At 43.0% G+C, this 23,399-nt stretch carries 17 protein-coding genes; 9 read left to right on the top strand and 8 right to left on the bottom strand.

Annotation, left to right across the window (positions count from 1 at the left end; genetic code table 11):
* Positions 1-132: 132 nt before the first annotated feature.
* Positions 133-1,560, top strand: a complete 1,428-nt coding sequence (gene lpdA, locus C9J48_RS19360) for a dihydrolipoyl dehydrogenase (protein ID WP_006232479.1) — start codon at positions 133-135, stop codon at positions 1,558-1,560.
* Between the two features lie 90 nt (positions 1,561-1,650).
* Here the strand turns inward: lpdA and C9J48_RS19355 are convergent, their stop codons facing one another.
* The 3 genes from C9J48_RS19355 to C9J48_RS19345 all read right to left on the bottom strand — a co-directional run bounded on the left by C9J48_RS19355 (position 1,651) and on the right by C9J48_RS19345 (position 6,349).
* Positions 1,651-2,148 carry a hypothetical protein gene (locus C9J48_RS19355; protein ID WP_006232480.1) on the bottom strand — a complete coding sequence of 166 codons (498 nt, stop codon included), beginning with the start codon at positions 2,146-2,148 and terminating at the stop codon, positions 1,651-1,653.
* A 9-nt stretch (positions 2,149-2,157) separates the two neighbouring features.
* Positions 2,158-4,230: an LruC domain-containing protein gene (locus tag C9J48_RS19350; protein ID WP_006232481.1), complete on the bottom strand. Its 2,073-nt coding sequence runs from the start codon at positions 4,228-4,230 to the stop codon at positions 2,158-2,160.
* A 202-nt stretch (positions 4,231-4,432) separates the two neighbouring features.
* Complete coding sequence (locus C9J48_RS19345; RefSeq protein ID WP_006232482.1) at positions 4,433-6,349, bottom strand: methyl-accepting chemotaxis protein; 1,917 nt, start codon at positions 6,347-6,349, stop codon at positions 4,433-4,435.
* A gap of 64 nt (positions 6,350-6,413) precedes the next feature.
* Here C9J48_RS19345 and C9J48_RS19340 point away from each other — a divergent pair, with 64 nt between their 5' ends.
* On the top strand, positions 6,414-8,744 hold the full coding sequence (locus C9J48_RS19340) for a patatin-like phospholipase family protein (RefSeq protein ID WP_006232483.1): 2,331 nt from the start codon (positions 6,414-6,416) through the stop codon (positions 8,742-8,744).
* A gap of 236 nt (positions 8,745-8,980) precedes the next feature.
* Positions 8,981-11,578, top strand: a complete 2,598-nt coding sequence (acnB, locus tag C9J48_RS19335) for a bifunctional aconitate hydratase 2/2-methylisocitrate dehydratase (RefSeq protein WP_006232484.1) — start codon at positions 8,981-8,983, stop codon at positions 11,576-11,578.
* An 84-nt stretch (positions 11,579-11,662) separates the two neighbouring features.
* Here acnB and C9J48_RS19330 read toward each other — a convergent pair whose 3' ends face one another.
* The 4 genes from C9J48_RS19330 to C9J48_RS19315 form a co-directional block, all read right to left on the bottom strand.
* Positions 11,663-12,151 (bottom strand): DoxX family protein, encoded by a 489-nt coding sequence (locus tag C9J48_RS19330; RefSeq protein ID WP_006232485.1) that lies wholly within the window; start codon positions 12,149-12,151, stop codon positions 11,663-11,665.
* Between the two features lie 228 nt (positions 12,152-12,379).
* Positions 12,380-13,516, bottom strand: a complete 1,137-nt coding sequence (locus tag C9J48_RS19325) for a glycerate kinase (protein WP_006232486.1) — start codon at positions 13,514-13,516, stop codon at positions 12,380-12,382.
* Positions 13,517-13,529: 13 nt separating this feature from the next.
* Positions 13,530-14,795 carry a GntP family permease gene (locus C9J48_RS19320; RefSeq protein WP_006232487.1) on the bottom strand — a complete coding sequence of 422 codons (1,266 nt, stop codon included), beginning with the start codon at positions 14,793-14,795 and terminating at the stop codon, positions 13,530-13,532.
* A gap of 179 nt (positions 14,796-14,974) precedes the next feature.
* Positions 14,975-16,132: a sugar diacid recognition domain-containing protein gene (locus C9J48_RS19315; protein WP_006232488.1), complete on the bottom strand. Its 1,158-nt coding sequence runs from the start codon at positions 16,130-16,132 to the stop codon at positions 14,975-14,977.
* Between the two features lie 77 nt (positions 16,133-16,209).
* Here C9J48_RS19315 and C9J48_RS19310 point away from each other — a divergent pair, with 77 nt between their 5' ends.
* The 6 genes from C9J48_RS19310 (at position 16,210) to C9J48_RS19285 (ending at position 22,472) form a co-directional block, all read left to right on the top strand.
* A complete protein-coding gene (locus tag C9J48_RS19310; protein ID WP_006232489.1) occupies positions 16,210-16,578 on the top strand; it encodes a YacL family protein in 369 nt (122 codons plus the stop codon).
* 188 nt (positions 16,579-16,766) lie between these two features.
* On the top strand, positions 16,767-17,105 hold the full coding sequence (locus tag C9J48_RS19305; RefSeq protein ID WP_006232490.1) for a P-II family nitrogen regulator: 339 nt from the start codon (positions 16,767-16,769) through the stop codon (positions 17,103-17,105).
* A 54-nt stretch (positions 17,106-17,159) separates the two neighbouring features.
* Positions 17,160-18,389, top strand: a complete 1,230-nt coding sequence (gene amtB, locus C9J48_RS19300; protein ID WP_006232491.1) for an ammonium transporter AmtB — start codon at positions 17,160-17,162, stop codon at positions 18,387-18,389.
* Between the two features lie 207 nt (positions 18,390-18,596).
* Complete coding sequence (locus C9J48_RS19295; protein WP_006232492.1) at positions 18,597-19,610, top strand: Fe(3+) ABC transporter substrate-binding protein; 1,014 nt, start codon at positions 18,597-18,599, stop codon at positions 19,608-19,610.
* Positions 19,611-19,803: 193 nt separating this feature from the next.
* The gene (locus C9J48_RS19290) at positions 19,804-21,432 is read left to right on the top strand and encodes an ABC transporter permease (protein ID WP_006232493.1); all 1,629 of its coding nucleotides are present in this window, start codon (positions 19,804-19,806) and stop codon (positions 21,430-21,432) included.
* Positions 21,432-22,472, top strand: coding sequence for an ABC transporter ATP-binding protein (locus C9J48_RS19285; RefSeq protein WP_006232494.1), 1,041 nt, complete (start codon positions 21,432-21,434; stop codon positions 22,470-22,472). Before C9J48_RS19290 ends, C9J48_RS19285 begins: the two co-directional genes overlap by 1 nt.
* Before the next feature lie 96 nt (positions 22,473-22,568).
* Here the strand turns inward: C9J48_RS19285 and C9J48_RS19280 are convergent, their stop codons facing one another.
* Positions 22,569-23,177, bottom strand: a complete 609-nt coding sequence (locus tag C9J48_RS19280; RefSeq protein WP_006232495.1) for a TetR/AcrR family transcriptional regulator — start codon at positions 23,175-23,177, stop codon at positions 22,569-22,571.
* Positions 23,178-23,399: the final 222 nt, after the last annotated feature.

Genomic DNA, 23,399 nt, shown 5'->3' with positions numbered 1-23,399 from the left:
GTCTAGCTCACAGGCTACACGATTTTATTTTTCACTCTGTTAACACACCTGTAAAATGTTCAGGTCGAAAAACGATAAAAATCGAATCTTTATTTTAGCCTGTCAGGGATAAATGACTATAACGAGGTCAAGATGAGCAAAGAAATCAAAGCCCAGGTCGTGGTACTTGGTGCCGGTCCTGCCGGTTACTCCGCAGCTTTCCGTTGTGCTGACTTGGGTCTGGAAACAGTACTCATCGAACGTTACAGCACCCTTGGTGGTGTTTGCTTGAACGTGGGTTGTATCCCATCTAAAGCGCTACTTCACGTAGCTAAAGTTATTGAAGAAGCGAAAGCGATGGCCGACCACGGTATCGTTTTTGGCGAACCACAGACAGATATCTCTAAGATCCGTCTTTGGAAAGAAAAAGTTGTTAACCAGTTAACTGGCGGTCTTGGCGGAATGGCTAAGATGCGTAAAGTAACGGTTGTTAATGGTTTCGGTAAGTTTACTGGCCCTAACAGCATTGTTGTTGAAGGTGAAGAAACGACAACCATTAACTTTGATAACGCAATTATTGCGGCGGGTTCTCGTCCAATTAAATTGCCGTTTATCCCTCATGAAGATCCACGTATCTGGGACTCTACAGATGCGCTAGAACTGAATGAAGTACCTGAAAAACTGCTTGTTATGGGTGGCGGTATTATCGGCCTAGAAATGGGTACGGTTTACCACGCACTAGGTTCTAAGATCGACGTTGTTGAAATGTTTGATCAAGTGATCCCTGCAGCAGATAAAGATATCGTTAAAGTTTATACCAAGCGTATAAAGAGCAAGTTCAACCTAATGCTAGAAACGAAAGTGACAGCGGTTGAAGCAAGAGAAGACGGTATCTATGTATCAATGGAAGGCAAAAAAGCACCTGCTGAGCCTATCCGTTACGATGCAGTATTAGTTGCTATCGGTCGTGTTCCAAACGGTCAACTTTTTGATGCTGGCGTTGCTGGTATTGAAGTCGATGAGCGTGGTTTCATTCACGTTGATAAGCAGATGCGTACTAACGTACCTCACATTCACGCAATTGGTGATATCGTAGGTCAACCTATGCTTGCTCACAAAGGTGTGCATGAAGGTCACGTTGCCGCTGAAGTTATCTCTGGCAAGAAGCACTACTTCGATCCTAAAGTGATTCCTTCAATTGCCTACACGGAACCAGAAGTTGCGTGGGTTGGTAAAACAGAACGTGAAGCTAAAGCTGAAGGCCTTAACTTCGAAACTGCAAGCTTCCCTTGGGCTGCGTCAGGCCGTGCAATCGCATCTGATTGTGCTGACGGTATGACTAAGCTTATCTTCGATAAAGATACTAACCGTGTTATCGGTGGTGCTATCGTTGGTACGAATGCGGGTGAGCTTCTAGGTGAAATCGGTCTTGCGATCGAGATGGGTTGTGACGCAGAAGACATCGCGTTAACTGTACACGCGCACCCAACACTGCATGAATCAATTGGTATGGCTGCTGAGATCTACGAAGGTAGCATCACTGACTTACCAAACGCAAAAGCAAAGAAAAAGAAGAAGTAATTCTCTTCCATTAATTTGCTAAAACGGCGCCTATAAGGCGCCTTTTTTATGTCTACAGTTTGTATAGCGATGGCTTTTTACGACACTGTTTTATGGATAATTTAGCGTTTGCTCTGGTGTAATGTCGTATAGCTTAGTGATGGTTGATAATTGCGATTCAGTAAACAGTACGACAAGTAATAGCTGAGTTTGATGCTTTCCAATTTGAAGGTTGTTATTAAATACACCGTTATCGGTTGTTTGCAGCACGAGTTGTGAGGCTGGGTTAGGCATGTTATCGCCAGCTGCGTTGATAGACCAGTCAGTGTAAAAACCAATGTAAGCCCGTTTATCAGTATGCTGAGATATATCAATATTGGTTGGTAGCGTATAGCTTGTGGAGAAGTCATAATTTTTATTAACAACAATATCCTGCATTGTTTTCTCGGCTACAAGGGGGGCTGGCGTGGGGGGTAGAGTGGCAACGGTGTCCTTGTTGGGTGTTTCGACGGAGGTATTATTGGCACTATCACCCTCTCCGCCGCCACCACAGGCAGTCAAGCCAAAGACAAGCATACTAATACTGGCGGTAAGTTGTAATCTATTCATGGTGACTCCCTATTCCAAGCCATATAAGTGGGTGCTGATGCGTTTGGTCCCGGTGTACCAATCCACGTTGCTACCTTGTGTTGCGTAACTGAAGAAGCTTGGGTAGGCATTGAGCATGTCGATTCTTTCTTTCGGGTGTACCCAGCTTTCGGTAATAATGAAGCCCCATGGCAAACCGTTTGAGGTTCTGTAAACACTACCTGCACCTAAATCACTATTGTCATCCTGGGTAGTCATCAGGTTGATACTTGCCACGCCTAAGTCAGTTGGCTCGTAATCGTCAAGGTGGATTTCCAATGCCCGCCCAGTAACAGCAGCATCTCCGTGGTATTTTTCTGGCGTTCCAAAAATGAATGGGTCATACGGTGGGGCGGGTAATGTCCATAGTTTGGTATTGGCCTGAAGTGGAACAGTGAGTGAGAAGGTAAAGCGTTCTATTTCCTGACAGCTTTCTTGGGTGCGGAAAAAGCGACAGGTCGAGGCAGTATCTGCGCGTAAGTCTTCTGAGATCACGAGCACCACATTACTTTGCCCCGCTTCTAATGCGGCATCTGTGCTTAGTTCTCCATTTTTGGTGAATAGTATATCGGCTTCATTGACCACATTGCGTGCCAGTTCTGGTAAATGAATTGCGAAGCCATTGAAGTAATCTGCCCCCATAGCCTGTAGGGTGCCAGTAAAGGTAATTTGGCTGACGTTATAATTGGTATCGGCTTTGACTTCAACACTGTAGCGCATCACGACATCATTCAGATCAAAGTCGCCCTCTATCGGCCAGCTGTCTTCAAATGCTGCGGTGAAAGGACCGTAGTTATAAGTACTTAATTGGCTATTTTCGAGGGTGATAGCATAATCTTCGACTTCACCATCGGGTGCACCGCCATAGTGTGGCAGGCTGGCGAGGCTGCTAAAGCGGAATCGTGCCCAGGTTTGCCCTTCGCTTGCGAAATCTGGCACATTGAGAAGCAATGAGGTCATCCCCGCATTCAATAACTTGCTATCGAATACTTTTTCATTGTTATCGAGGAAGTCTCCGTCTTTGTTCCAATCGACCCATGCGTTGAGGTAACCAGTATCATTGGCGGTCACAGATATAAGCGAAGTTTCCCCATTTTCTAATGAGGTAAATATCACACCATCCTCATCATCAGCGCCAGTACTATCATCACTTTCGGTGGCGATTAATTCGGCATCACTAGCAACGGTACCTAAATAGAGTGTTGTTGCGGTGGTGAGGTCATGACGAGGACCATTATCCGCGATAGCTGTGAGATAGCTATTCGGTGCATCACCTAGATCGACTTCTGTAATGGCAGCAGGGGCGGAAGCACAACGCACCCCATCATTGAGCCCAGAGTTAGGACCTTTAGCAAAGAGGGTAGCAATAGGAATAATATTGTTAGGGTCCGAAATATCAATGGTATAGATATTACCATCTTGGTTGCGGCTAAAATAAAACTGACCACTGGCTTCAAAATAGGCGGCCCCAAAGGTGCCTGTCACACCGGCATTCCCCAAGGTCGTTTTATTGCCTGTCGTGGGATCGATACGATATAGGTAGCCGTATTTATTATCGATAGCATAAATGTTGCCATCAGCAGGATGAAAGGCAAAATCAGTCAGGCGCATCTTTGTATTACTGCCTGTGACTTTCACTAAATTGAGGTAGTTGGCTTGGGTGCTGTCGAGTTGTATTTTGTATAACCCCTTACCATAACGGTAAAGGTAATAGATGTTGTTGTGTACATCACCGACGAAGAAATTTGACGATAAAAGATTGGTTACGGGTAGGGCAACCGCCGTAAAATCGCTGCTGACTTTCACCACCTGATTGGAGGTCGTGTTGTAGGCATAAATGTAGTTATCGGTTTCATTAAAACCAGCCGCGTTAAGGTTACCGTTCATACCCACATTGGTTTGTAAAGTTTGGTAAGCACCAGTTGATAGATTGACACCGTATACTTTGGTTTGTGCATCTTGCAGTAAAAAGGAGGTATACGGGCATGTATCAAATGGTGCAGCATCCACATTGCTGGTCATCATTGCTGCTGGTAATAAAGTAGCTAAGAATCGTTTATCCATTACATTTCTCCCTGTTGAGGGAGATGAATCAAAAATGGTGCCAGATTGTTGATTATTAAAAAATGAGTAAGAAGGCTATCGCGGTATAGGCTGGTTAGTACTAAGAGGTGAGATTTTTTTGCTCTGGTATGAACTTTTTTGTATTTTGATTCGCAAAAAAGTAAAAGGAGAACCGTAGTTCTCCTTTTTTGTAGGCTTAATATTATAGCTTGAAGGTACCGACCATATCATCAAGGCGTTTAGATAAATCCCGCAATGATTGACTGGAATCGGCTAATTCCGACGCCGTCTCTGCAGTGCGTTGTGTGGTCTCATTAATCTCTTCAATATTACAGTTTATATCATTCACTACCGTTGATTGTTCTTCCGTGGCGGTGGCGACTTGGGTATTCATATCTGAAATTAAGACAATTCGATCGCTAATCGAAACAAGTGCGCCAGATGCTTCATCGGCTGCAGAAACACCATTTGATGTTAGCTGACGACTTTGTTGCATTGCGGTAACGGCATCACTGGCCTCTTCTTGCAGGCGATTGATCATCGTTTGGATTTCGTTGGTTGAATCGGACGTGCGGCTGGCTAAATTACGCACTTCATCAGCGACCACGGCAAACCCGCGTCCTTGCTCACCAGCACGGGCGGCTTCGATAGCTGCGTTTAGTGCCAATAGGTTGGTTTGTTCTGAAATACCGCGAATGGTATCGAGAATACTGCCAATCGCTTGGGTATTGTGTGCCAGAGAGCTAATCACCTCGCTCACTTTATCAACATCATTCGCCAGTTGATTAATTGTATCGCGTGCTTGAGCGACAACAAGCTGACCACTTTTCGTTTCTTCTTCAGCGTTGTGTGCAGCTTCTGCTGCATTCGCGGCATTACCCGCAATTTCATTGACTGTTGCCCCCATTTCATTGATTGCAGTAACAACCTGAATGGTACGGTCGCGTTGGCTATGGCTGTTATCTAAGGTTATTTGTGCTTGTGACGCAACGGATTCAGCAGCATCACGCAGTGAATTTCCTGTTTCAGCAACCTCTTTTACGGAGTAATGAATCTTCCCAATAAAGCTATTAAAACCGACAGAGAGCTGGGCAATTTCATCCTTTCCCTGCACATCGATACGATGACGTAAATCACCTTCACCTTCTCCTAGATCTTTAAAGACAACAGCAAGACGTTCGATAGGGCGAGTAATATTAGTGCCTAACCAAACCGCAATGAAAATGAAAGTAACAGCAATGGCTGCTGTCCAGATCATTATTTCATTTCGTGCTTGGTTTAATGCTGAAAATGCTTCTTCTTTTGGTAATTCAGCAACAACATACCAATCCATTGATGGAATATAGCTGGTAGCAAGCAGCGTATCTTTACCTGCGATTGTATATTCAGAAAAGTTAACGTTGTTTTTATTGAGTAGAGTGCGGGCAACATCAGAACTGTACATTTGAGTCAGGCCAGTATTACCCATCTTACTGCTGTCTTTATGTAGTCGTACTGTACCTTTGGCATCGACAAGATAAACAAACCCTGTTTCTTCTAGCTTAAATTGATTAATAAAAGCCACCATGTCATCAAGAGATTTTGATAACCCTGCCATTCCGCTACCATTTAGCTGCTGGTAGTTGACGAACAGTTTTACATCTCCGTTGTTTTCACGGAAAACATTAAGCATCTTCTCGTTGCCACTATTGATAAAGCCAAAAAACCAGCTATCTTGCTGCTGATTTAATCTGCGTAAAAAACCCGTTTGATTCCAATAATCTCCTGTCGTGCGATCGGCAATAGAAGCATCGAACAAATCATATTGGGTTCTGATATCATTCAATACTTGAATGAGTTGAGCATTTGATTGTTCAGAAGAAGGCTGCTTAAAGGACTCCAGAATGAAGCGATTAGAGGCGAGTTGTTGTGCCGCAAATTGTAATACCGATACTTCTTTATCGATAGTGTTTCTAATTTGCATTAAGGTAGCAGGAAGCTCTGATTTTAACAGTCGTGTTTCCACTACATTACGGGCTTGATTTTGGCTGATAAAACCGACTAAAGCTGTCGAAGACAGAACGGCAATGACCATTGCGAATATCAGTTTTTGTTTAATACTTATCTGATTGAATTTCATTAAATTTATAGTCTTTATTTTAATAGTTATGAGCAAAATACTCAGAGCACGGATTACAAACACAATGACCTTTACTAAGCCATCGATTACAAACTGCTGTTCTAATGTTTATCTGCCAGTTCGTTACATTACTTTAGTGATTTTCATCACTTTTTTGGCTTTTTTTATATCCTTTGATGCGGTTGCCAAAGACAGGCCTAAAATTGGGGTTGTGTTAGGGGGCGGCGGCGCAAAAGGGGCGGCACATATTGGGGTGTTAAAAGCATTAGAAGAAATGCATATCCCAATAGATTATATCGCAGGTACCAGCATGGGGGCGTATGTCGGTGGCTTATATGCGTCCGGTATGAGTGCAGATGAAATAGAGTCTTTTCTTGAGACTGTAAATTGGCGTGATGGATATCAAGACGGTGTTCAACGTAGCGATCGCCGTGTGCGCGAAAAACATCAGGAAGACCGCTTTCAGATTAAAACTGATGTTGGCTTTGACTTGTGGGAATTAAAAGTGCCCAAAGGTTTTGTTCAAGGACAAAACATGGGAGAAATTATCCGTTCTACCTCAGGTAATCAGCCTGAATTTACGAGTTTTGATGATTTAGTTATCCCTTTTAGGGCAGTAGCCAGTGATATTGAAACGTTGAAACCTGTGGTGTTGGATAACGGTGATTTGGCGAAAGCAATGCAAGCGAGTATGTCAATTCCAGGAATATTACCCCCAATGGAGCTGGATGGCCGATTACTGGTTGATGGGGGGATCACCAATAATTTACCTATTTCAGTCGTGAAAGCGATGGGGGCTGATATTGTTATTGCCGTTGATATTAGTAATGACTTTAAAAAGCGCGATGAGCTAAATAATTACTTTGCCATTATGGATCAACTGACTGATTTCATGGTGACCAATAATGCAGAGCAACAAAAAAAATTACTGACAAAGAATGATTATTTAATTCGACCGGATACGAAAGGCATTAGTACAACAGATTTTGATCGTATGGTGGATGCATATGACATCGGATATTTAGCCACCATGGCTCTAAGCCCTCAATTGTCGAAACTGGGCGGCACAATACCTTATCAAAATTATATCGATCATAAGCAAGCACGTCGGCATCAACTCTCTCGTATTGATGATCTGTATATTGATGAAGTGCGGTTAGTGAATAACAGTCAATACTCAGATCAAGCATTGCTCGATCGCCTCGATCTGCACTCAGGTGAAAATATCAGTTCTGAGCAATTAGCCGAAAGTGTGCGCAATCTTTACGCGCTGGATCGTTTTGAGCGTATTAATTACAGCATTGAGAAAAATGAAGGTAAAAACATTGTTCTGGTTGATGTCACTGAAAAGAGTTGGGGGCCTAATTATCTCGATTTTCGTTTTGCGATGGAAGATGATTTTAAGAACTCTACTGATTACTCCATTGGCGTGGCCTTTAATGTTACAGGTTTAAGTGAAGCAGGGGCTGAATGGCGAACTGAGCTTGAGTATGGTTATAACAAACGTGCTGCTACAGAAATATATATGCCTTTTATTAGTGACCAAGAGTGGTTTGGTTTACTACGTGCAGAATATGATAAGAGTAATAAATATCTGACACTTAGTGATGACGATGATGATGAACCTAAGTTAAGTGATACTGAGCTATTTATACCTACTATTTATAACACCACAACATTTGATGCATCTGTTGGCTGGCAGCCTATGCTGTGGCAAGAAATGCGTTTGGGATACCGCTACATTATTGGTGAGGTTGATTATCAAGGCTTAGCGGGTACAGTCTTAGGAGTCAGAGAACGTACTAGCCGTGTGGGCTATATTAACTACAATATCGATACACTCGATGACTTTGAACTTCCCAGTAAAGGAAATTTATTCAGTATTGAGTTGGCTCTTTCTGATGATAGTGTGGATTGGACGGTTGATGGTGAGAGGCTCCAAGGCACTGATCTTGCCTATCACTTAGATATTGCATGGAAAGGGGCTTATACCTATCAACGTCATACATTTATGGGCAAAACTGAATTTGGCCATGTAGAGTCAGAAGAAGACATTCAACTTGACCCGAAAGAAATCGGTGGTTTTCTTAACCTTTCAGGTATCCCTAAAAACAGCTTAGTGGGCAACAATAAAATATTCTCTGCGGCAATTTACCGTTACCGTATTACAGATTATGATTTTGGTTTATTCAAATCACCGGTGTATGTTGGCGGCTCAATAGAATGGGGTGGAGTGTATAACGAATCATCGACCTCATTTAATGATCTGCCTCTGTATTGGGCGGGCAGTGTCTTTACGGGGATTAATTCACCTATAGGACCTTTCCTGGTCGCTTATGGTCGAACAGAAGAAAACTATGACTCTTTCTACTTATTCATCGGTGGTGCCTTTTAATTAATCGTAAACAGCTGTGTTTCAGCCGTAATTTTCTCGAAAGTGTGAATGTTGTAAAAAACGAGTGGATTTTAATTTTAAGTTAAAAATGGTATGGTGTTTGAACGGTTTTGATCTCTTCCGAACGTATATGGTGCTGTATATGCCTGTCTAAATGATACGAGAAATCGGAGAGGTCAATCACTTCCAAGGATGTTTAGTTAATAAAAACTAAACCGTAATAAGAGGAATATGTCGTGCTTGAAGCCTACCGTAAACACGTCGAAGAGCGTGCTGCAGAAGGAGTTGTCCCTCAGCCGTTAAATGCTGAGCAGGTTGCTGCTCTCGTTGAGTTGTTAAAAACACCGCCAGCGGGTGAAGAATCTGTACTGCTTGATCTGTTTGAAAACCGTATTCCCCCAGGCGTAGATGAAGCCGCTTATGTTAAAGCGGGTTTTCTTGCTGCAATCACGACGGGTGATGCTACCTCTCCAATCGTAAGTAAAGAAAAAGCAGCAGAACTGCTTGGCACCATGCAGGGTGGTTACAATATTGAACCACTTATCTCTCTGCTTGATGATGCTGAGCTTGCTCCAATTGCAGTGAAAACGCTTTCTCACACCCTACTAATGTTCGATTCTTTCTATGATGTAGAAGAGAAAGCCAAGTCAGGTAATACATTTGCACAGCAAGTAATCCAATCATGGGCTGATGCTGAGTGGTTTCTATCTAAACCTGAACTAGCAGAAAAAATCACCTTAACCGTATTTAAGGTGACTGGTGAAACAAATACTGATGATTTGTCACCAGCCCCTGATGCGTGGTCTCGTCCTGATATTCCACTTCACGCACTTGCGATGTTAAAGAGTGAGCGTGAAGGTATTGAACCAGATCAACACGGTTCAATTGGCCCAATTAAGCAAATCGCAGCACTGCAAGAAAAAGGCCACCAATTAGTTTACGTTGGCGATGTTGTGGGTACGGGCTCTTCTCGTAAATCAGCAACTAACTCAGTGCTTTGGTTCATGGGTGATGATATTCCATATGTACCCAACAAGCGTGCTGGTGGTTATGTACTTGGCGGTAAAATTGCCCCAATCTTCTTTAATACAATGGAAGATGCAGGCGCATTACCAATTGAAGCTGATGTATCTGCACTGAATATGGGCGACGTGATTGACGTCTACCCATTTAAAGGTGAAGTTCGTAGCCACGATAGCGGCGATGTTGTTTCGACGTTTGCCCTGAAAACTGATGTACTGATTGATGAAGTACGTGCAGGTGGCCGTATTCCATTGATCATTGGCCGTGGTTTAACCGATCGCGCACGTCAAGCATTGGGTCTACCATCATCTGATGTATTCCGCCGTCCTGGCACAGTGGAAGACACTGGCAAGGGTTATAGCCTTGCACAGAAAATGGTCGGTAAAGCGTGTGGTGTTGAAGGTGTTCGTCCTGGCACATACTGCGAACCTAAAATGACCACGGTAGGATCTCAAGATACTACTGGTCCTATGACGCGTGATGAACTAAAAGATCTGGCTTGTCTTGGCTTTTCTGCTGAATTAACCATGCAGTCTTTCTGTCATACATCGGCATATCCAAAACCAATTGATGTCAATACTCACCATACATTGCCAGATTTCATTATGAATCGTGGCGGTGTTGCGCTACGCCCTGGTGATGGTGTGATTCACTCATGGCTAAACCGCATGCTACTACCTGATACTGTTGGTACTGGTGGTGATTCACATACGCGTTTCCCTCTGGGGATTTCATTCCCTGCGGGTTCTGGTTTAGTGGCATTTGCAGCAGCAACAGGTGTGATGCCTCTTGATATGCCTGAATCAATCTTGGTTCGCTTTAAAGGCGAAATGCAAGAAGGGATTACCTTGCGTGACTTGGTGCATGCGATTCCTTATTTCGCGATTCAGAAAGGTTTATTGACTGTTGAAAAAGCAGGTAAAATCAACGAATTCTCTGGTCGAGTATTAGAAATTGAAGGTGTTGAACACTTAAGTGTTGAGCAAGCATTTGAACTATCTGATGCATCTGCTGAGCGAAGTGCTGCAGGTTGTACTGTTAAGTTATCGCCAGAATCTATTTCAGAATACCTAAATTCGAACATCGTGATGCTAAAGTGGATGATCGCTGAAGGTTATGGTGATCGTCGTACTATCGAGCGTCGTATTACCGCAATGGAAGAGTGGTTAGCGAACCCTGAATTGATGGAAGCTGATAAAGATGCGGAATACGCACATATTATCGAAATCGATTTAGCGGACATTGATCAACCGATCCTTTGTGCGCCAAACGATCCAGATGATGCGCGTCTACTATCTGATGTTCAAGGTACGCAAATCGATGAAGTCTTCATTGGTTCTTGTATGACGAACATTGGCCACTTCCGTGCGGCCGGTAAACTACTTGAGAAATTCGGTGGTCAACTTGATACACGTCTTTGGGTGGCTCCGCCAACGAAGATGGACCGTGATCAGTTAACTGAAGAGGGTTATTACAGCATCTTTGGCCGTGCTGGTGTGCGTATTGAAACTCCAGGTTGTTCATTGTGTATGGGTAACCAAGCACGTGTTGCTGATAAAGCGACGGTTATTTCAACATCAACCCGTAACTTCCCGAACCGTTTAGGTACTGGGGCGAATGTATACCTTTCGTCGGCAGAGCTTGCTGCGGTAGGGGCTATTTTAGGTCGTATTCCCACAATGGCTGAATACCTAGAATACGCGAAGCAGATTGATGCGACAGCGGCAGATACATACCGCTACTTGAACTTCCATCGCATGGATTCTTATACTAAGAAAGCGGCTGATGTGATAATTCAAGAAGCCGTATAACACAACTGTTTCTTAGAAATAAAAAGCTCTCACTTTATGTGGGAGCTTTTTTTGTTCTGTTGTCTAAGTTTAATATATCGTTATTTATACTGAAGCCTGCTCAACGTGCGATTTCTTTTCCACTTTCGTCGTTGGCTTTTTTGCTGCCTGTTGCTTGGTTAACCAGCGTTGTTCTAATGCTATTCGCCCACCGCCTAATATTAGCAATGTTAAGTAAATCATTGAGTAAAGGAATGCTAGCTCAATACCTGACCAGCCTTGTACCATTCCGACAAGATACACAGCCATTAGCATGTTGAACATTAATGTCGCAGCACAAACACGTGTTACTACCCCCAAAATTAAGCCTATCGACCCTATTACTTCGGCAAAAATAACCAACAAGAAACTGACTTCAGATCCAACGCCTAATGGATCCATGAATCCCGGTGCCATTTCATTAAAATTAAGTATTTTTGTTATGCCATGTGTCAGCATGGCACTGCCGACGGCAATACGAAGAATGAGCAATAAAATATCTTCTACTCGGTGGGATGTATTTCGTCCTGAAATTAATCTGATAAGTCTAAACATAGTGAGACGTCCTGTTGAATAGCCTGACCTTATTAGACTACTTTCAATATGACTAGAACCTGAATGATATGGGTCAATAAAGAATCACAGGTATATTTTATTGTGTAACAAAATTTGATATTTACGATATAAAAAAAGTGAGCTCTATGCTCACTTTTTTGGGGAGGAAATACAGGGGGAATGTATTATCCGAATTATCTGCTCATAACTGTTATTGTTGACTAACTGCTATCGTCGACCAACGGTTAGCATGGCCGCAACATTACGTGCAGTCATCTGAACATTGAATGCAGCTTCCTCGAAAGCATCTGATAATGCCATCGCGCGTGGAACAACACTGAATACGGCATCAATGCCATGCTCGTACACCACATCACAGTCGTCTGATAAACACCCTGCAATACCAATTACCGGTGTATGAAATTTCTTTGCTGCACGTGCGACGCCAATCGGGGTTTTTCCGTGAATGGTTTGGCTATCAATACGCCCTTCACCGGTAATGACTAAATCAGCATCAGAGACGATATCGGTAAGATTGACGGCATCCATTACAATATCAATGCCTGGGCGTAAGCTCGCATTGAACAGCCCGAGTAAGGCCGCACCTAAACCACCTGCTGCACCTGCCCCAGGAATGTCTTTTACATCTTGGCCTAGCTGTACGTTGATTATCTTAGCATAGTGCGCAAGGTTAGCATCTAACTGCTCAACGATTGCGGGAGTCGCGCCTTTCTGTGGGCCAAAGATGTGCGATGCACCTTTTAATCCGCATAATGGGTTATCCACATCACAGGCGACTTCAAGCTTGATTTTTGCAAGGCGAGGATCAATGCCAGACATATCAATACGCGCAAGTTGTGCTAATTCACCACCGCCGTATCCTAGTTCGTTACCTTCAGCATTCAGCATTTTGATGCCTAACGCTTGCGCCATGCCAAGACCACCATCGTTGGTTGCGCTACCGCCTATACCCACAATGATATGCTCAACACCTTGGTCAAGAACGGCTGTAATCAGTTCGCCAGTACCAAAACTGGTAGTCAGTAACGGATTACGCTTTTCTGCTGGCACTAAATGCAAACCAGATGCTGCTGCCATTTCGATGATTGCGGTTTTACCGTCGCCCATTAAGCCATAAAACCCTTTTACTTGCTCGCCAAGAGGGCCGGTAATCGTGTGTTCGATAATGGTGCCGTCTGTCGCGTCTACTAATGACTGGACGGTTCCTTCACCGCCATCTGCCATTGGCAGTTTGTGGTATTCAGCATTTGGCATAACTTGGCGAAAGCCGGCTTCAATCGCGGTAGCCACTTCCATTGCCGTTAGGCTTTCTTTATAAGAATCAGGAGCGATAACAATTTTCATAATAATGAGCCTCTTAAACGAACAGACCAAATACACCAAAGATGAGAGTAGAAACAACAGCGATCATCAGACCAACAGCAGATTCGTAGGGAATAAGTTTTAAACGTTCTTTAATATCCATGTGCACTGCACCGCCAGTTGCATGGAAGAAACTACCATGTGGCATGTGATCGGTTATGGTTGCACCTGCGTGGATCATTGCAGCACCTGCGAGTGCTGGTACACCGAGCTCAAGAATGGTGTGGCTAAAGACACTTGATGCAACAGCAGTACCCGCCGTGGTTGAGGCAGTAGCCAGTGCCATCATGGCACCAGAGATTGGGGCTAATAAGTAAGAAGGTAAACCAGAGGCTGTTAGAATATCGATTAAACCATCTTTCAAGCCAGAGTTTGCGATAATCCCGGCAAGCGTACCTGTACCCAGTAACATGACAGCGACAGGAGCCATACGGCTAAGACCTGAAACGGCAAAGTGGTTAGTATCACGAAAGCGTCCCATGGCGACAGCACCCATTAGGCCGCCTAAAGGTAGTGCAATTAGAGGGTCAACATTAATACCCGCAATCGGGCGTAATGCTAATAGTGCAATCGCAACAAGAGGTGCAACAATTGAAGGTCCGAATGTGGGTAAGCGACTGTGATCAACGGCAACCACTTCATGCTTTTGGACTTTACTGCCTTTGTTAACTAATTTTTTTGCAATGTAGTAAGCGAAGAACATACCGCATAGACCGGGGATAACACCCGCAGCCATCACTGATGTAAGAGGGACATTAAACGCGTCAGCTGCTGCAATCGCATTGGGGTTCGGTGACATCACGTTCCCCGCTTTACCGCCGCCCACCATAGCTAATAGAATTGCCATTTTCGATAAATCGGCACGGCGTGCAATGGCAAGCGCGATAGGCGCGACAGTAATAACAGCCACATCTACAAATACACCTACAGCTGTTAGAATCATTGTGGCTACTGCAAGGGCTAGTAATGCGCGGGTTTCACCGACTTTTTTGACAATGGTTTCAGCAATCGATGTTGCCGCACCCGACTCAATCAATACACCTGCTAGCACACCAGCCGCTAAAATACGTAATACAGCAGTAACGATACCTTGTGCACCGCCAATCATCAGGCTAACGGTGTCGGTGAGTGATACACCACCGATAACACCACCGACAAGTGCGCCAATGATCATGCCGTAAGCTGGTGGTACTTTCTTTAGGATTAAACTGATTGCGACTACTAGAGCCGCTAGAGCTCCGAGGGTTGATACTTCTACCATCGTCTATTCTTCCATAAAGATGTAATCGCCTGTGGGCGATAACTAAAAATGATAAGCAAACATAGAATGTCTGAGTTGCCGCAACTGTACGGAGTTAGAAGAGGGGATGCTTTAGGCGAATCGACAAATAATGGAGAAGCAGCGCGGCATTAATTGTGCAATTGCACAATTAATGATTTTTATGACTGGCTTAGTAGGGATAAATAAAGCCGAGTTTTGTCACTTATATTATTGAAACTTAACGATGTTTCTTGCTCTATTTTTTCTAGGCGATAACGAAGGGTATTTCGGTGAATATGTAGCATTTCGCACGTTTGAGCTAAATCACAATTTTGAACAAAAAATGCTTTCAATGTTTTGATTAACACACCGCGAGGATCATTTTGTTGCAGTTTGACTAATGGCATTAGCAATTGTTCTTGACGCCAAGTGTCATTTTTTAAACCATTGAGTAATACTGGCAAGATATGATCTTGGTAGAAAAGCACATTTTCTTGTTTACTGTTAATCGTATTACTGGCTTCCATCGTGGCTTTTGCCGTCATGAAGGATTGAGAGAGACCTTGTAATGAAGGAAAGTAATCACCTAAAGCGATTCGAATAGTAAAGTCTCCTTCTTTTGTGACCCGCTTCATTAATTGATTTACGCGTTTTTGCTCTAGTGCGCGAGACCAACCGTTATCGCTCAAGCTTATGGGTTTGAGTACTACAACCTCATTCATCGATACCGAAGCAATTCCGACCAAATTATCCCGCTCTGGGTATTCAAGCAGGTGGACTAAACGTTGCAGGTGATCTAGCGATAAGCTTTTACCTTTTACTGGGTATACTTTTACAATCGCAGCAATACGAGGCTGAGCAAGATCTAAATCTAACCGTTCAGCAATAGAGAGCAGTTGGTTTTCATTTAATTCAGAGCCTTCTTCAATTAATTGCAGAACTAACTCTTCACGGTGGCGCTTATTCCACTGAACCTGTGCCATTAATGCGGCTTGTTCTACGATTAACTCAGCAGTCATCTTTACTAGTTCGCCATAATTGCGCACTAAATCCGGTTCGCCAGATATTCCCACAACACCAATCGCTTTATGTTGAAAGATGATCGGGAAATTAATGCCCGGTTTAACGCCCTTTAGTTGTTTAGAGGTGGCGTCATCTATTTCAACAATACGATGATCGTTGAGTGCCAGAATTGCCCCTTCATGGCGCTGGTTTAGGCGTGAAATATCACCAGAGCCAATAATGCGGCCTTGTTCGTCCATTACATTGACGGAATATTTAATGATCTTCATGGCGCGCTCAACTATTTGTCGAGCAATGGTGGCATTCAGTTGCATTATTGGTTCAGATCCTGAGAATGTGCGGTCTTCCAGATATTATACCAAGAATACGACAGAGTTTGAGGCTAGCTACTATGGACTACGAATTTAAGAAAAACACCCTAGACGGTAGCTATCATGCCACTTTTTCTATGGGTCATGAAATTATTGGCCGTTGGTTGATTGAAGAGGTTGGTAAAGATTTTGAGAAGATGGATACGATCCTGGGCCAAATCGGTGCATTAAAAAATAGCACCAAAGAATGGCGATTATTGGGTGATGAACTGAGTTTGATTTTGCAAGATCATGAAGCAATAATTCAAGCTAACTACTTGTTCTCTGAAGAAGAAGAAGATTTCGATGAAGACATGCATTTTTATGATGAAGAGAGTGTGTCGTGTTGTGGTTTTGAAGACTTTGAGTTAGTACTGCAAGCTTGGCGGGCATTTGTAACCCGTTTTTAAGTGTATTAACACTTTACCTACGGCTTTGCTTACTTATAGTGAAAAGGCTGCATCATATTGGTGCGGCCTTTTTTCGTTTCTATAAGGGGAATATCCTAATGTGTTGATTTTTAGTTGTTTTAAAAGTTGGCATAAAGCTTGTAACTAATTAAATAAGCCAGAAGGAATGTGAACTTAAGGAGCGAAGAATGAAATTGATTAGTGCAATTATTAAACCTTTCAAACTTGATGATGTACGTGAAGCATTAGCTGATGTTGGCGTTGAAGGCATGACGGTTTCTGAGGTCAAAGGATTTGGCCGTCAAAAAGGACATACCGAACTATATCGTGGCGCTGAATACCAAGTCGATTTTTTGCCGAAGGTTAAAATCGAAATTGCAACTCAAGCTGACAATTTTGAAGCAATTGTTGATGCCATCTCTAATGCGGCACAAACCGGCAAAATTGGTGATGGCAAAATCTTCGTTTACGACCTTGATCATGCGGTACGTATTCGTACTGGTGAGACTGATCTCGAAGCGCTGTAGATCCCACTTATAGATATTTGAAATAAAAATTTAGCAGTTACAGGGGAAACGACCATGGAATTGACAACAACTGTTACAGAGCTGCGTTATGCTCTCGATACATTCTTCTTTTTAATATCAGGTGCATTGGTTATGTGGATGGCGGCAGGATTCGCCATGCTAGAAGCCGGCCTGGTACGTTCAAAAAATACCACTGAAATCTTAACCAAAAACTTTTGCTTATATGCGATTGCATGTACTACATACCTTATCGTTGGTTATAACATTATGTACGTTGATAATGGTGAGGGTGGCTGGTTACCTTCAATTGGTGCCTTAATTGGTACGCAAGCAGAAGGTGCTGATCATTCACTTGAATCTGACTTTTTCTTCCAAGTTGTATTTGTCGCAACAGCAATGTCCGTGGTATCAGGTGCTGTGGCAGAACGAATGAAACTGTGGTCATTCCTTCTTTTCTCTGTCGTTTTGACGGCCTTTATTTATCCGATGGAAGGCTACTGGACATGGGGTGGTGGCTTCCTATCTGAAGCAGGGTTTAGTGATTTTGCTGGCTCGGGTATTGTTCACATGGCGGGTGCTTCAGCTGCATTAGCAGGTGTTTTATTACTGGGTGCACGTAAAGGAAAATACGGTAAAAATGGTGAAATTAACCCGATACCTGGTTCTAATATGCCACTCGCTACGCTAGGTACCTTTATTCTTTGGTTAGGTTGGTTCGGCTTCAACGGTGGTTCACAGCTAATGTTGTCTGACTTTGAAAACGCATCAGCTGTTGGTCAAATCTTCCTAAATACCAATGCAGCAGCAGCTGCGGGTGCTATTGCATCGCTGGCAGTGTGTAAAACAATGTGGGGTAAAGCGGATTTAACCATGATATTGAATGGTGCCTTGGCTGGCTTAGTGGCTATCACTGCCGACCCACTGTCACCATCACCGATTGCTTCTGTGATTGTGGGTGTGGTTGCTGGTGTATTAGTTGTCTTTAGTATTCTCGCGCTAGATAAAATCAAGATTGACGATCCTGTCGGTGCTATTTCAGTACACGGTGTATGTGGTTTCTTTGGCCTTATGGTTGTGCCTTTCAGTAACGGTGATGCATCATTTGGTGCACAGTTATTAGGTGCTGCGGTTATCTTTGCATGGGTATTTGTAGCAAGCTTTGTGGTTTGGTTTGTTATTAAAGTGACCATTGGTATCCGTGTTACAGAAGAGGAAGAAATGGCTGGAATGGATTTACATGACTGTGGTGTAGATGCTTATCCTGAATTTGTAAGCTTGAAATAACAGATGTGAGCTAAGTTTGCCTGTGTGAAATTGAATACGAAATAGGTAACATATATTTAGTTCACAACTTTAAAAAAACGGTGCTAATTAGCACCGTTTTTTTTATTTATTTTGTTTCTGAGCATTGTTTTGTTGAAGTGCTACAGTATAATTGTATCGATATTGATAATTGTTATCATTGCATTTTGCATTAAGGGATTTAACTCAATGAAAAAGCTGTTGGCTTCGGCTATCTTATTTGGTCTTGCTGCACCTCAAGCGGCTATTGCTGCTGAAGAAGTGAATGTTTACTCTTACCGTCAGCCGTTTTTGGTTGAACCAATGTTTAAAGAATTTACTCAAGAAACGGGTATTAAAGTAAACGTTAAGTTCGCAAAAAAAGGCTTGTCAGAGAAGCTAAAGCAAGAAGGCGAATACAGCCCAGCCGATGTTGTACTAACAACAGATATTAGCCGCTTAGTTGAACTTGCTGATATGAAGCTTGTTCAGCCAGTTGACAGCAAAGTTATTGAGTCAAATGTTCCTTCACAATACCGTGATTCAGAAGATGAGTGGTTTGCACTGACATTACGTAGCCGTAACGTGTACTCATCACGTGATCGTGTTGGTCACCTACCTACTGAATTTGATTACACAGATCTTGCTAAGCCAGAGTGGAAAGGCAAAATTTGTACTCGCTCAGGTAAACACCCATACAATATTTCACTTGTTTCGTCGATGATTGCTCACTACGGTGAAGCTGAAGCAAAAACATGGTTAGAAGGCGTGAAAGCCAACCTTGCACGTAAGCCACAAGGTAATGACCGTGATCAGGTTAAAGCCGTTAAAGAAGGTCTTTGTGATTTGGCTATCGGTAACAGCTATTACCTAGGCAAGATGGTTAACGATGAGAAGCAGAAGGCATGGGCTGAAGCGGTTTACATCGACTTCCCAGGACAAAAAGGCAATGGCACGCACGTAAACGTAAGTGGCATGGCAATGGCGAAATATGCGCCGAACAAAGACAATGCTCAAAAGCTGATGGAATACCTAACCGGCGATAAAGCTCAGCAGATGTATGCTGAAGTAAACTACGAATACCCAGTTAAAGAGGGTGTTAAGCGTTCAGAGCTTGTTGCATCATGGGGTGACTTTAAAGCAGACGACTTACCACTAGAAAAAGTGGCTGAGTATCACAGCGCTGCAATCAAGCTTCTTGATGAAGTGAAATTTGATTTATAAATTAATACAAAAAATGGGGCTTAATGCCCCTTTTTTTGGTTAAAGCCTAGTACCTTTTCTAATCAGTTGTGGTAGTTTCTCTAGCTTGAAAAATAGTGTCATCAGGCTGCAATGATAATTGAGCACGACGTTGTTATATGTGTGTTAGTACTGATGCCGCAGATTTATTGTTAAAGTGACTAAGTAGTAGGCGATGAAAGAAAAACATATATTTTGGCAATCCAGTAGCTGGGTATTATCCTTGTTGTTGGTGCTACCAATTCTAGCTATTTTTTACACCGCATTGGGTGATTCTGATGAGGTGTTTTCTCATTTAATGAGTACCGTAATGGGGACTTATGCCGCTAATACGGTTTGGTTGGTGTTGGGTACCTCCGTTTTAGCGCTTCTGTTAGGTCTGCCTTCTGCTTGGATTATGGCGATGTGTCGTATTCCGGGAGAAAAAATTCTGCAATGGGCTCTGGTATTACCGTTGGCTATGCCGGGCTATATTGTGGGATATATTTATACCAACTGGTTTGATTATGCTGGTCCGGTTCAAATCTTCTTACGTGATGTGTTTGGCTGGGAAACAATCCATGATTACTGGTTTCCTAATATTCGTTCTTTGGGTGGGGCTTGTGTTGTTCTAGCACTCGTTCTTTATCCTTATATCTACTTATTAGCTCGTGCGGCTTTTATGGAGCAAAGTGTTAGTTTGCTTCAATCTGCTCGTTTGCTGCGTTGTTCGCCATGGCAAAGTTTCCGTCGTATATCATTACCATTAGCTCGCCCTTCTATCGCGGTGGCGTTATCTCTTGTAGCAATGGAAACTTTAGGTGATTTCGGTACGGTGAGTTATTTTGCCGTTAATACGCTAACAACCGCGGTTTATGACACATGGCTAGGCTACTCAAACTTAAATGCGGCAGCCAAAATATCATCGTTGATGTTGTTAGTGATTTTCTTTTTGATTAGCACTGAACGCTTTAGCCGCCGGAAGCAAAAGTTATTTCAGCAGCAGTTTGAGCATGGTGATGATGTTCGCTATACCTTAACGGGTGCTAAAAAATGGTGTGCAATCATATGGTGTTGGGGATTGGTCTGTATGGCCTTTGCATTCCCATTACTTCAGCTTTGTTATTATGCATGGCACTATTTTGCAGAAAGCTGGACCAGTCAATTTCTGCAATACAGCCTTAACAGCTTATCTGTTTCAATTATTGCCGCTGTAGTCGCGGTTATCTTGGCATTAATCGTTAATTTCTATCGTCGCTTAGATGGCAGCAAGTATACCGCAGTGCCGATGCGTTTAGCTTCAATGGGCTATGCAGTACCGGGAACCGTGCTAGCGATTGGCGTGATAATCCCTCTTACATCGGTTGATCATTTAGTAAATGACCTTGCACGATCGTATGAATTAGGTCGACCTGGGTTGATTTTCTCTGGCACCATGTTTGCCATAATCTTTGCTTTTGTAGTGCGTTTTGCGGCGGTAGCCATTGGTAGTATTGAAAGCAGTTTAGCGAAGATATCTCCGTCGTTAGATATGGCATCAAAAACTATGGGGTATGCATCCACAGCGATGTTGCGCCGTGTTCATTTACCATTAATTCGTCGTGGTTGTTTAATTGCAGGTTTGTTGGTGTTTATTGAATCGATGAAAGAATTAAATGCGGCATTATTATTACGGCCCTTTAATTTTGAAACATTGGCGACCTATGTTTTTAATTTTGCCTCGGATGAGCAGTTAGAGCAGGCCGCTCTACCTGCGATTTTATTAGTTATCGTTGGTCTGATCCCATTGGTGATGATTAACCGTTCTTTGGAGCAGAAACACTGATGAGTAGTGCATTATCCGTTACTAATTTAACGTGCCGTTATAACGGCCAGCCGGTATTACAGAACCTCTCATTGCCTGTTGAAGATAACGAAATTGTCTGTTTGCTTGGTGCGAGTGGCTGCGGTAAAACAACCTTACTTAAAGCGATTGCAGGTCTGTTGCCATTAGAGAGCGGCGGCATGACGATTAATGGTCGTGTTGTGGTGGATGAAACGACTTGGTTACCCCCCGAAAAGCGTAATATCGGCATGATCTTTCAAGACTATGCATTATTCCCACACCTCACTGTGGCTGAGAACATTGCTTTTGGCTTGAAAAATTGGGATAAAACCCGCATTCTGGCCAAAATTCAGGAAATGTTAGAGCTTGTTCACCTCACTAAACTTGATGATCGCTATCCACATCAGTTATCGGGTGGGCAGCAGCAACGAGTTGCTATTGCACGCGCATTAGCTTGTGAGCCTGATTTAATTTTATTAGATGAACCGTTCTCGAATATTGATACTCAAGTACGTCACGGTTTGATTAAAGAAATTCGTCGTATTTTTAAAGCGCAGGGCGTTACTGCGATTTTTGTTACTCACAGTAGAGAAGAGGCTTTCGCGTTTGCTGATCGTCTTGCTGTTATGAATAACGGTATTATTGAGCAATTTGGCACCGCGACAGATCTCTATTATCGCCCAAGCAGTCGTTTTGTTGCAGAGTTTTTAGGTACGGGTTCTTACCTTCCGGCGACAGTGAAAAACGACAAGCATCTATTTACACCATTTGGCGACATTGAATTTAGTTCTGAACTTACTTATCGGCAAGACGATAATGTTGAATGGTTATTACGCCCTCAGAATTTACATGTTCAGCCTCAAGTTGATGGAGGCGGGGTCATCGTAGAGCAACAGTTTATGGGCGATAACTGCCGTTATACCGTGAAGTATCAGGGGCATTCATTAGTGGTCAACTCACATTTAATATTGAATATTGGTGATAAAGTGGCGATCAATGTAGAGCCGCATGAGCCTGTAGTTTTTGCCAACGCGAGTTAGAACGTCAAAATTAACGCTAAATTATCGTAATAATAAATGTTTATTTGATAAAAAAGGTCAGCTGGAGCTGACCTTTTTTTGTCTATAAATCTAGACTTACTTAGCAAGGTACAGAGTGCTGATATAGCGTTCTGCTTGCTCGCGCATTCGGTCTTGATCTGGGTGTAAGTTCGTCTGCAAGTATAAGATGTAGCATAGGCCGTGTAGCAGGTGAGCTAAATCATCAGATGAATTATCACTATCAATTTCATTATTTTCTTTGCCTTGCTCAAATGCTACCGCAATGCGCTTCAGACTTTTTTTATTACCACTAATAAACTGTGGCCAAATATCGTCTCGAACAGATGTGCTCCATTCAAACCATACTTTTAACCAGTCTTGTTGTTCGATAACCGCATCGATAAGAGTGTGTGAAATGCAGCGTAGACGGGCATGTAACGTTTTATCTTGCTCATCTAAGCATTCTGACAGTAGAAGGCTAAAACGGTTTTCAACTTGGAGCAATACTTCTTCAACCAATGCTTCACGGGTTGGAAAGTAATTGAAGACGGTGGCCACTGACACATTGGCCATTTCAGCAATATCTGCATGTCCTGCTCGGCCTATTCCGCGGCGAGCAAATACATCTAAAGCAAAATCGAGAAGCTGTTGTTTTCTTTTTTCAGGTGAAAGACGAGTACGCGTTTTTTTTACGATCGTATCCATGAGCACGTGATCCCTAGCCATAAGTATTTATAAGTATTATGTATTTGTTTTGTATGACTAACTCTACATCAGCAACAAAGCGTATTCAAACCCAACTTAATTTAAGTGTGTCGTATAATTGACACTATCGATAAAATAACTATTAGCATCAATGAATGATAGAATGAGCCTTCTTTGGTATTAGATAGCCTGCAGGCGGCTGATGCGGTCGTACTGATGGAG

Source organism: Photobacterium profundum (genome assembly GCF_003026285.1).
Classification (GTDB): domain Bacteria; phylum Pseudomonadota; class Gammaproteobacteria; order Enterobacterales; family Vibrionaceae; genus Photobacterium; species Photobacterium profundum.
This window is presented reverse-complemented; position numbering and strand designations above follow the sequence as displayed.

Bases quoted from the DNA above. Each gene is read 5' to 3' on its own strand.
- C9J48_RS19340 (WP_006232483.1), top strand. From the start codon at position 6,414: ATGACCTTTACTAAGCCATCGATTACAAACTGCTGTTCTAATGTTTAT.
- C9J48_RS19310 (WP_006232489.1), top strand. From the start codon at position 16,210: ATGGACTACGAATTTAAGAAAAACACCCTAGACGGTAGCTATCATGCC.
- C9J48_RS19320 (WP_006232487.1), bottom strand. From the start codon at position 14,795: ATGGTAGAAGTATCAACCCTCGGAGCTCTAGCGGCTCTAGTAGTCGCA.
- amtB (WP_006232491.1), top strand. From the start codon at position 17,160: ATGGAATTGACAACAACTGTTACAGAGCTGCGTTATGCTCTCGATACA.
- C9J48_RS19325 (WP_006232486.1), bottom strand. From the start codon at position 13,516: ATGAAAATTGTTATCGCTCCTGATTCTTATAAAGAAAGCCTAACGGCA.
- C9J48_RS19315 (WP_006232488.1), bottom strand. From the start codon at position 16,132: ATGCAACTGAATGCCACCATTGCTCGACAAATAGTTGAGCGCGCCATG.
- C9J48_RS19285 (WP_006232494.1), top strand. From the start codon at position 21,432: ATGAGTAGTGCATTATCCGTTACTAATTTAACGTGCCGTTATAACGGC.
- C9J48_RS19350 (WP_006232481.1), bottom strand. From the start codon at position 4,230: ATGGATAAACGATTCTTAGCTACTTTATTACCAGCAGCAATGATGACC.
- C9J48_RS19345 (WP_006232482.1), bottom strand. From the start codon at position 6,349: ATGAAATTCAATCAGATAAGTATTAAACAAAAACTGATATTCGCAATG.
- lpdA (WP_006232479.1), top strand. From the start codon at position 133: ATGAGCAAAGAAATCAAAGCCCAGGTCGTGGTACTTGGTGCCGGTCCT.
- C9J48_RS19305 (WP_006232490.1), top strand. From the start codon at position 16,767: ATGAAATTGATTAGTGCAATTATTAAACCTTTCAAACTTGATGATGTA.
- C9J48_RS19295 (WP_006232492.1), top strand. From the start codon at position 18,597: ATGAAAAAGCTGTTGGCTTCGGCTATCTTATTTGGTCTTGCTGCACCT.
- C9J48_RS19290 (WP_006232493.1), top strand. From the start codon at position 19,804: ATGAAAGAAAAACATATATTTTGGCAATCCAGTAGCTGGGTATTATCC.
- C9J48_RS19280 (WP_006232495.1), bottom strand. From the start codon at position 23,177: ATGGATACGATCGTAAAAAAAACGCGTACTCGTCTTTCACCTGAAAAA.
- C9J48_RS19355 (WP_006232480.1), bottom strand. From the start codon at position 2,148: ATGAATAGATTACAACTTACCGCCAGTATTAGTATGCTTGTCTTTGGC.
- C9J48_RS19330 (WP_006232485.1), bottom strand. From the start codon at position 12,151: ATGTTTAGACTTATCAGATTAATTTCAGGACGAAATACATCCCACCGA.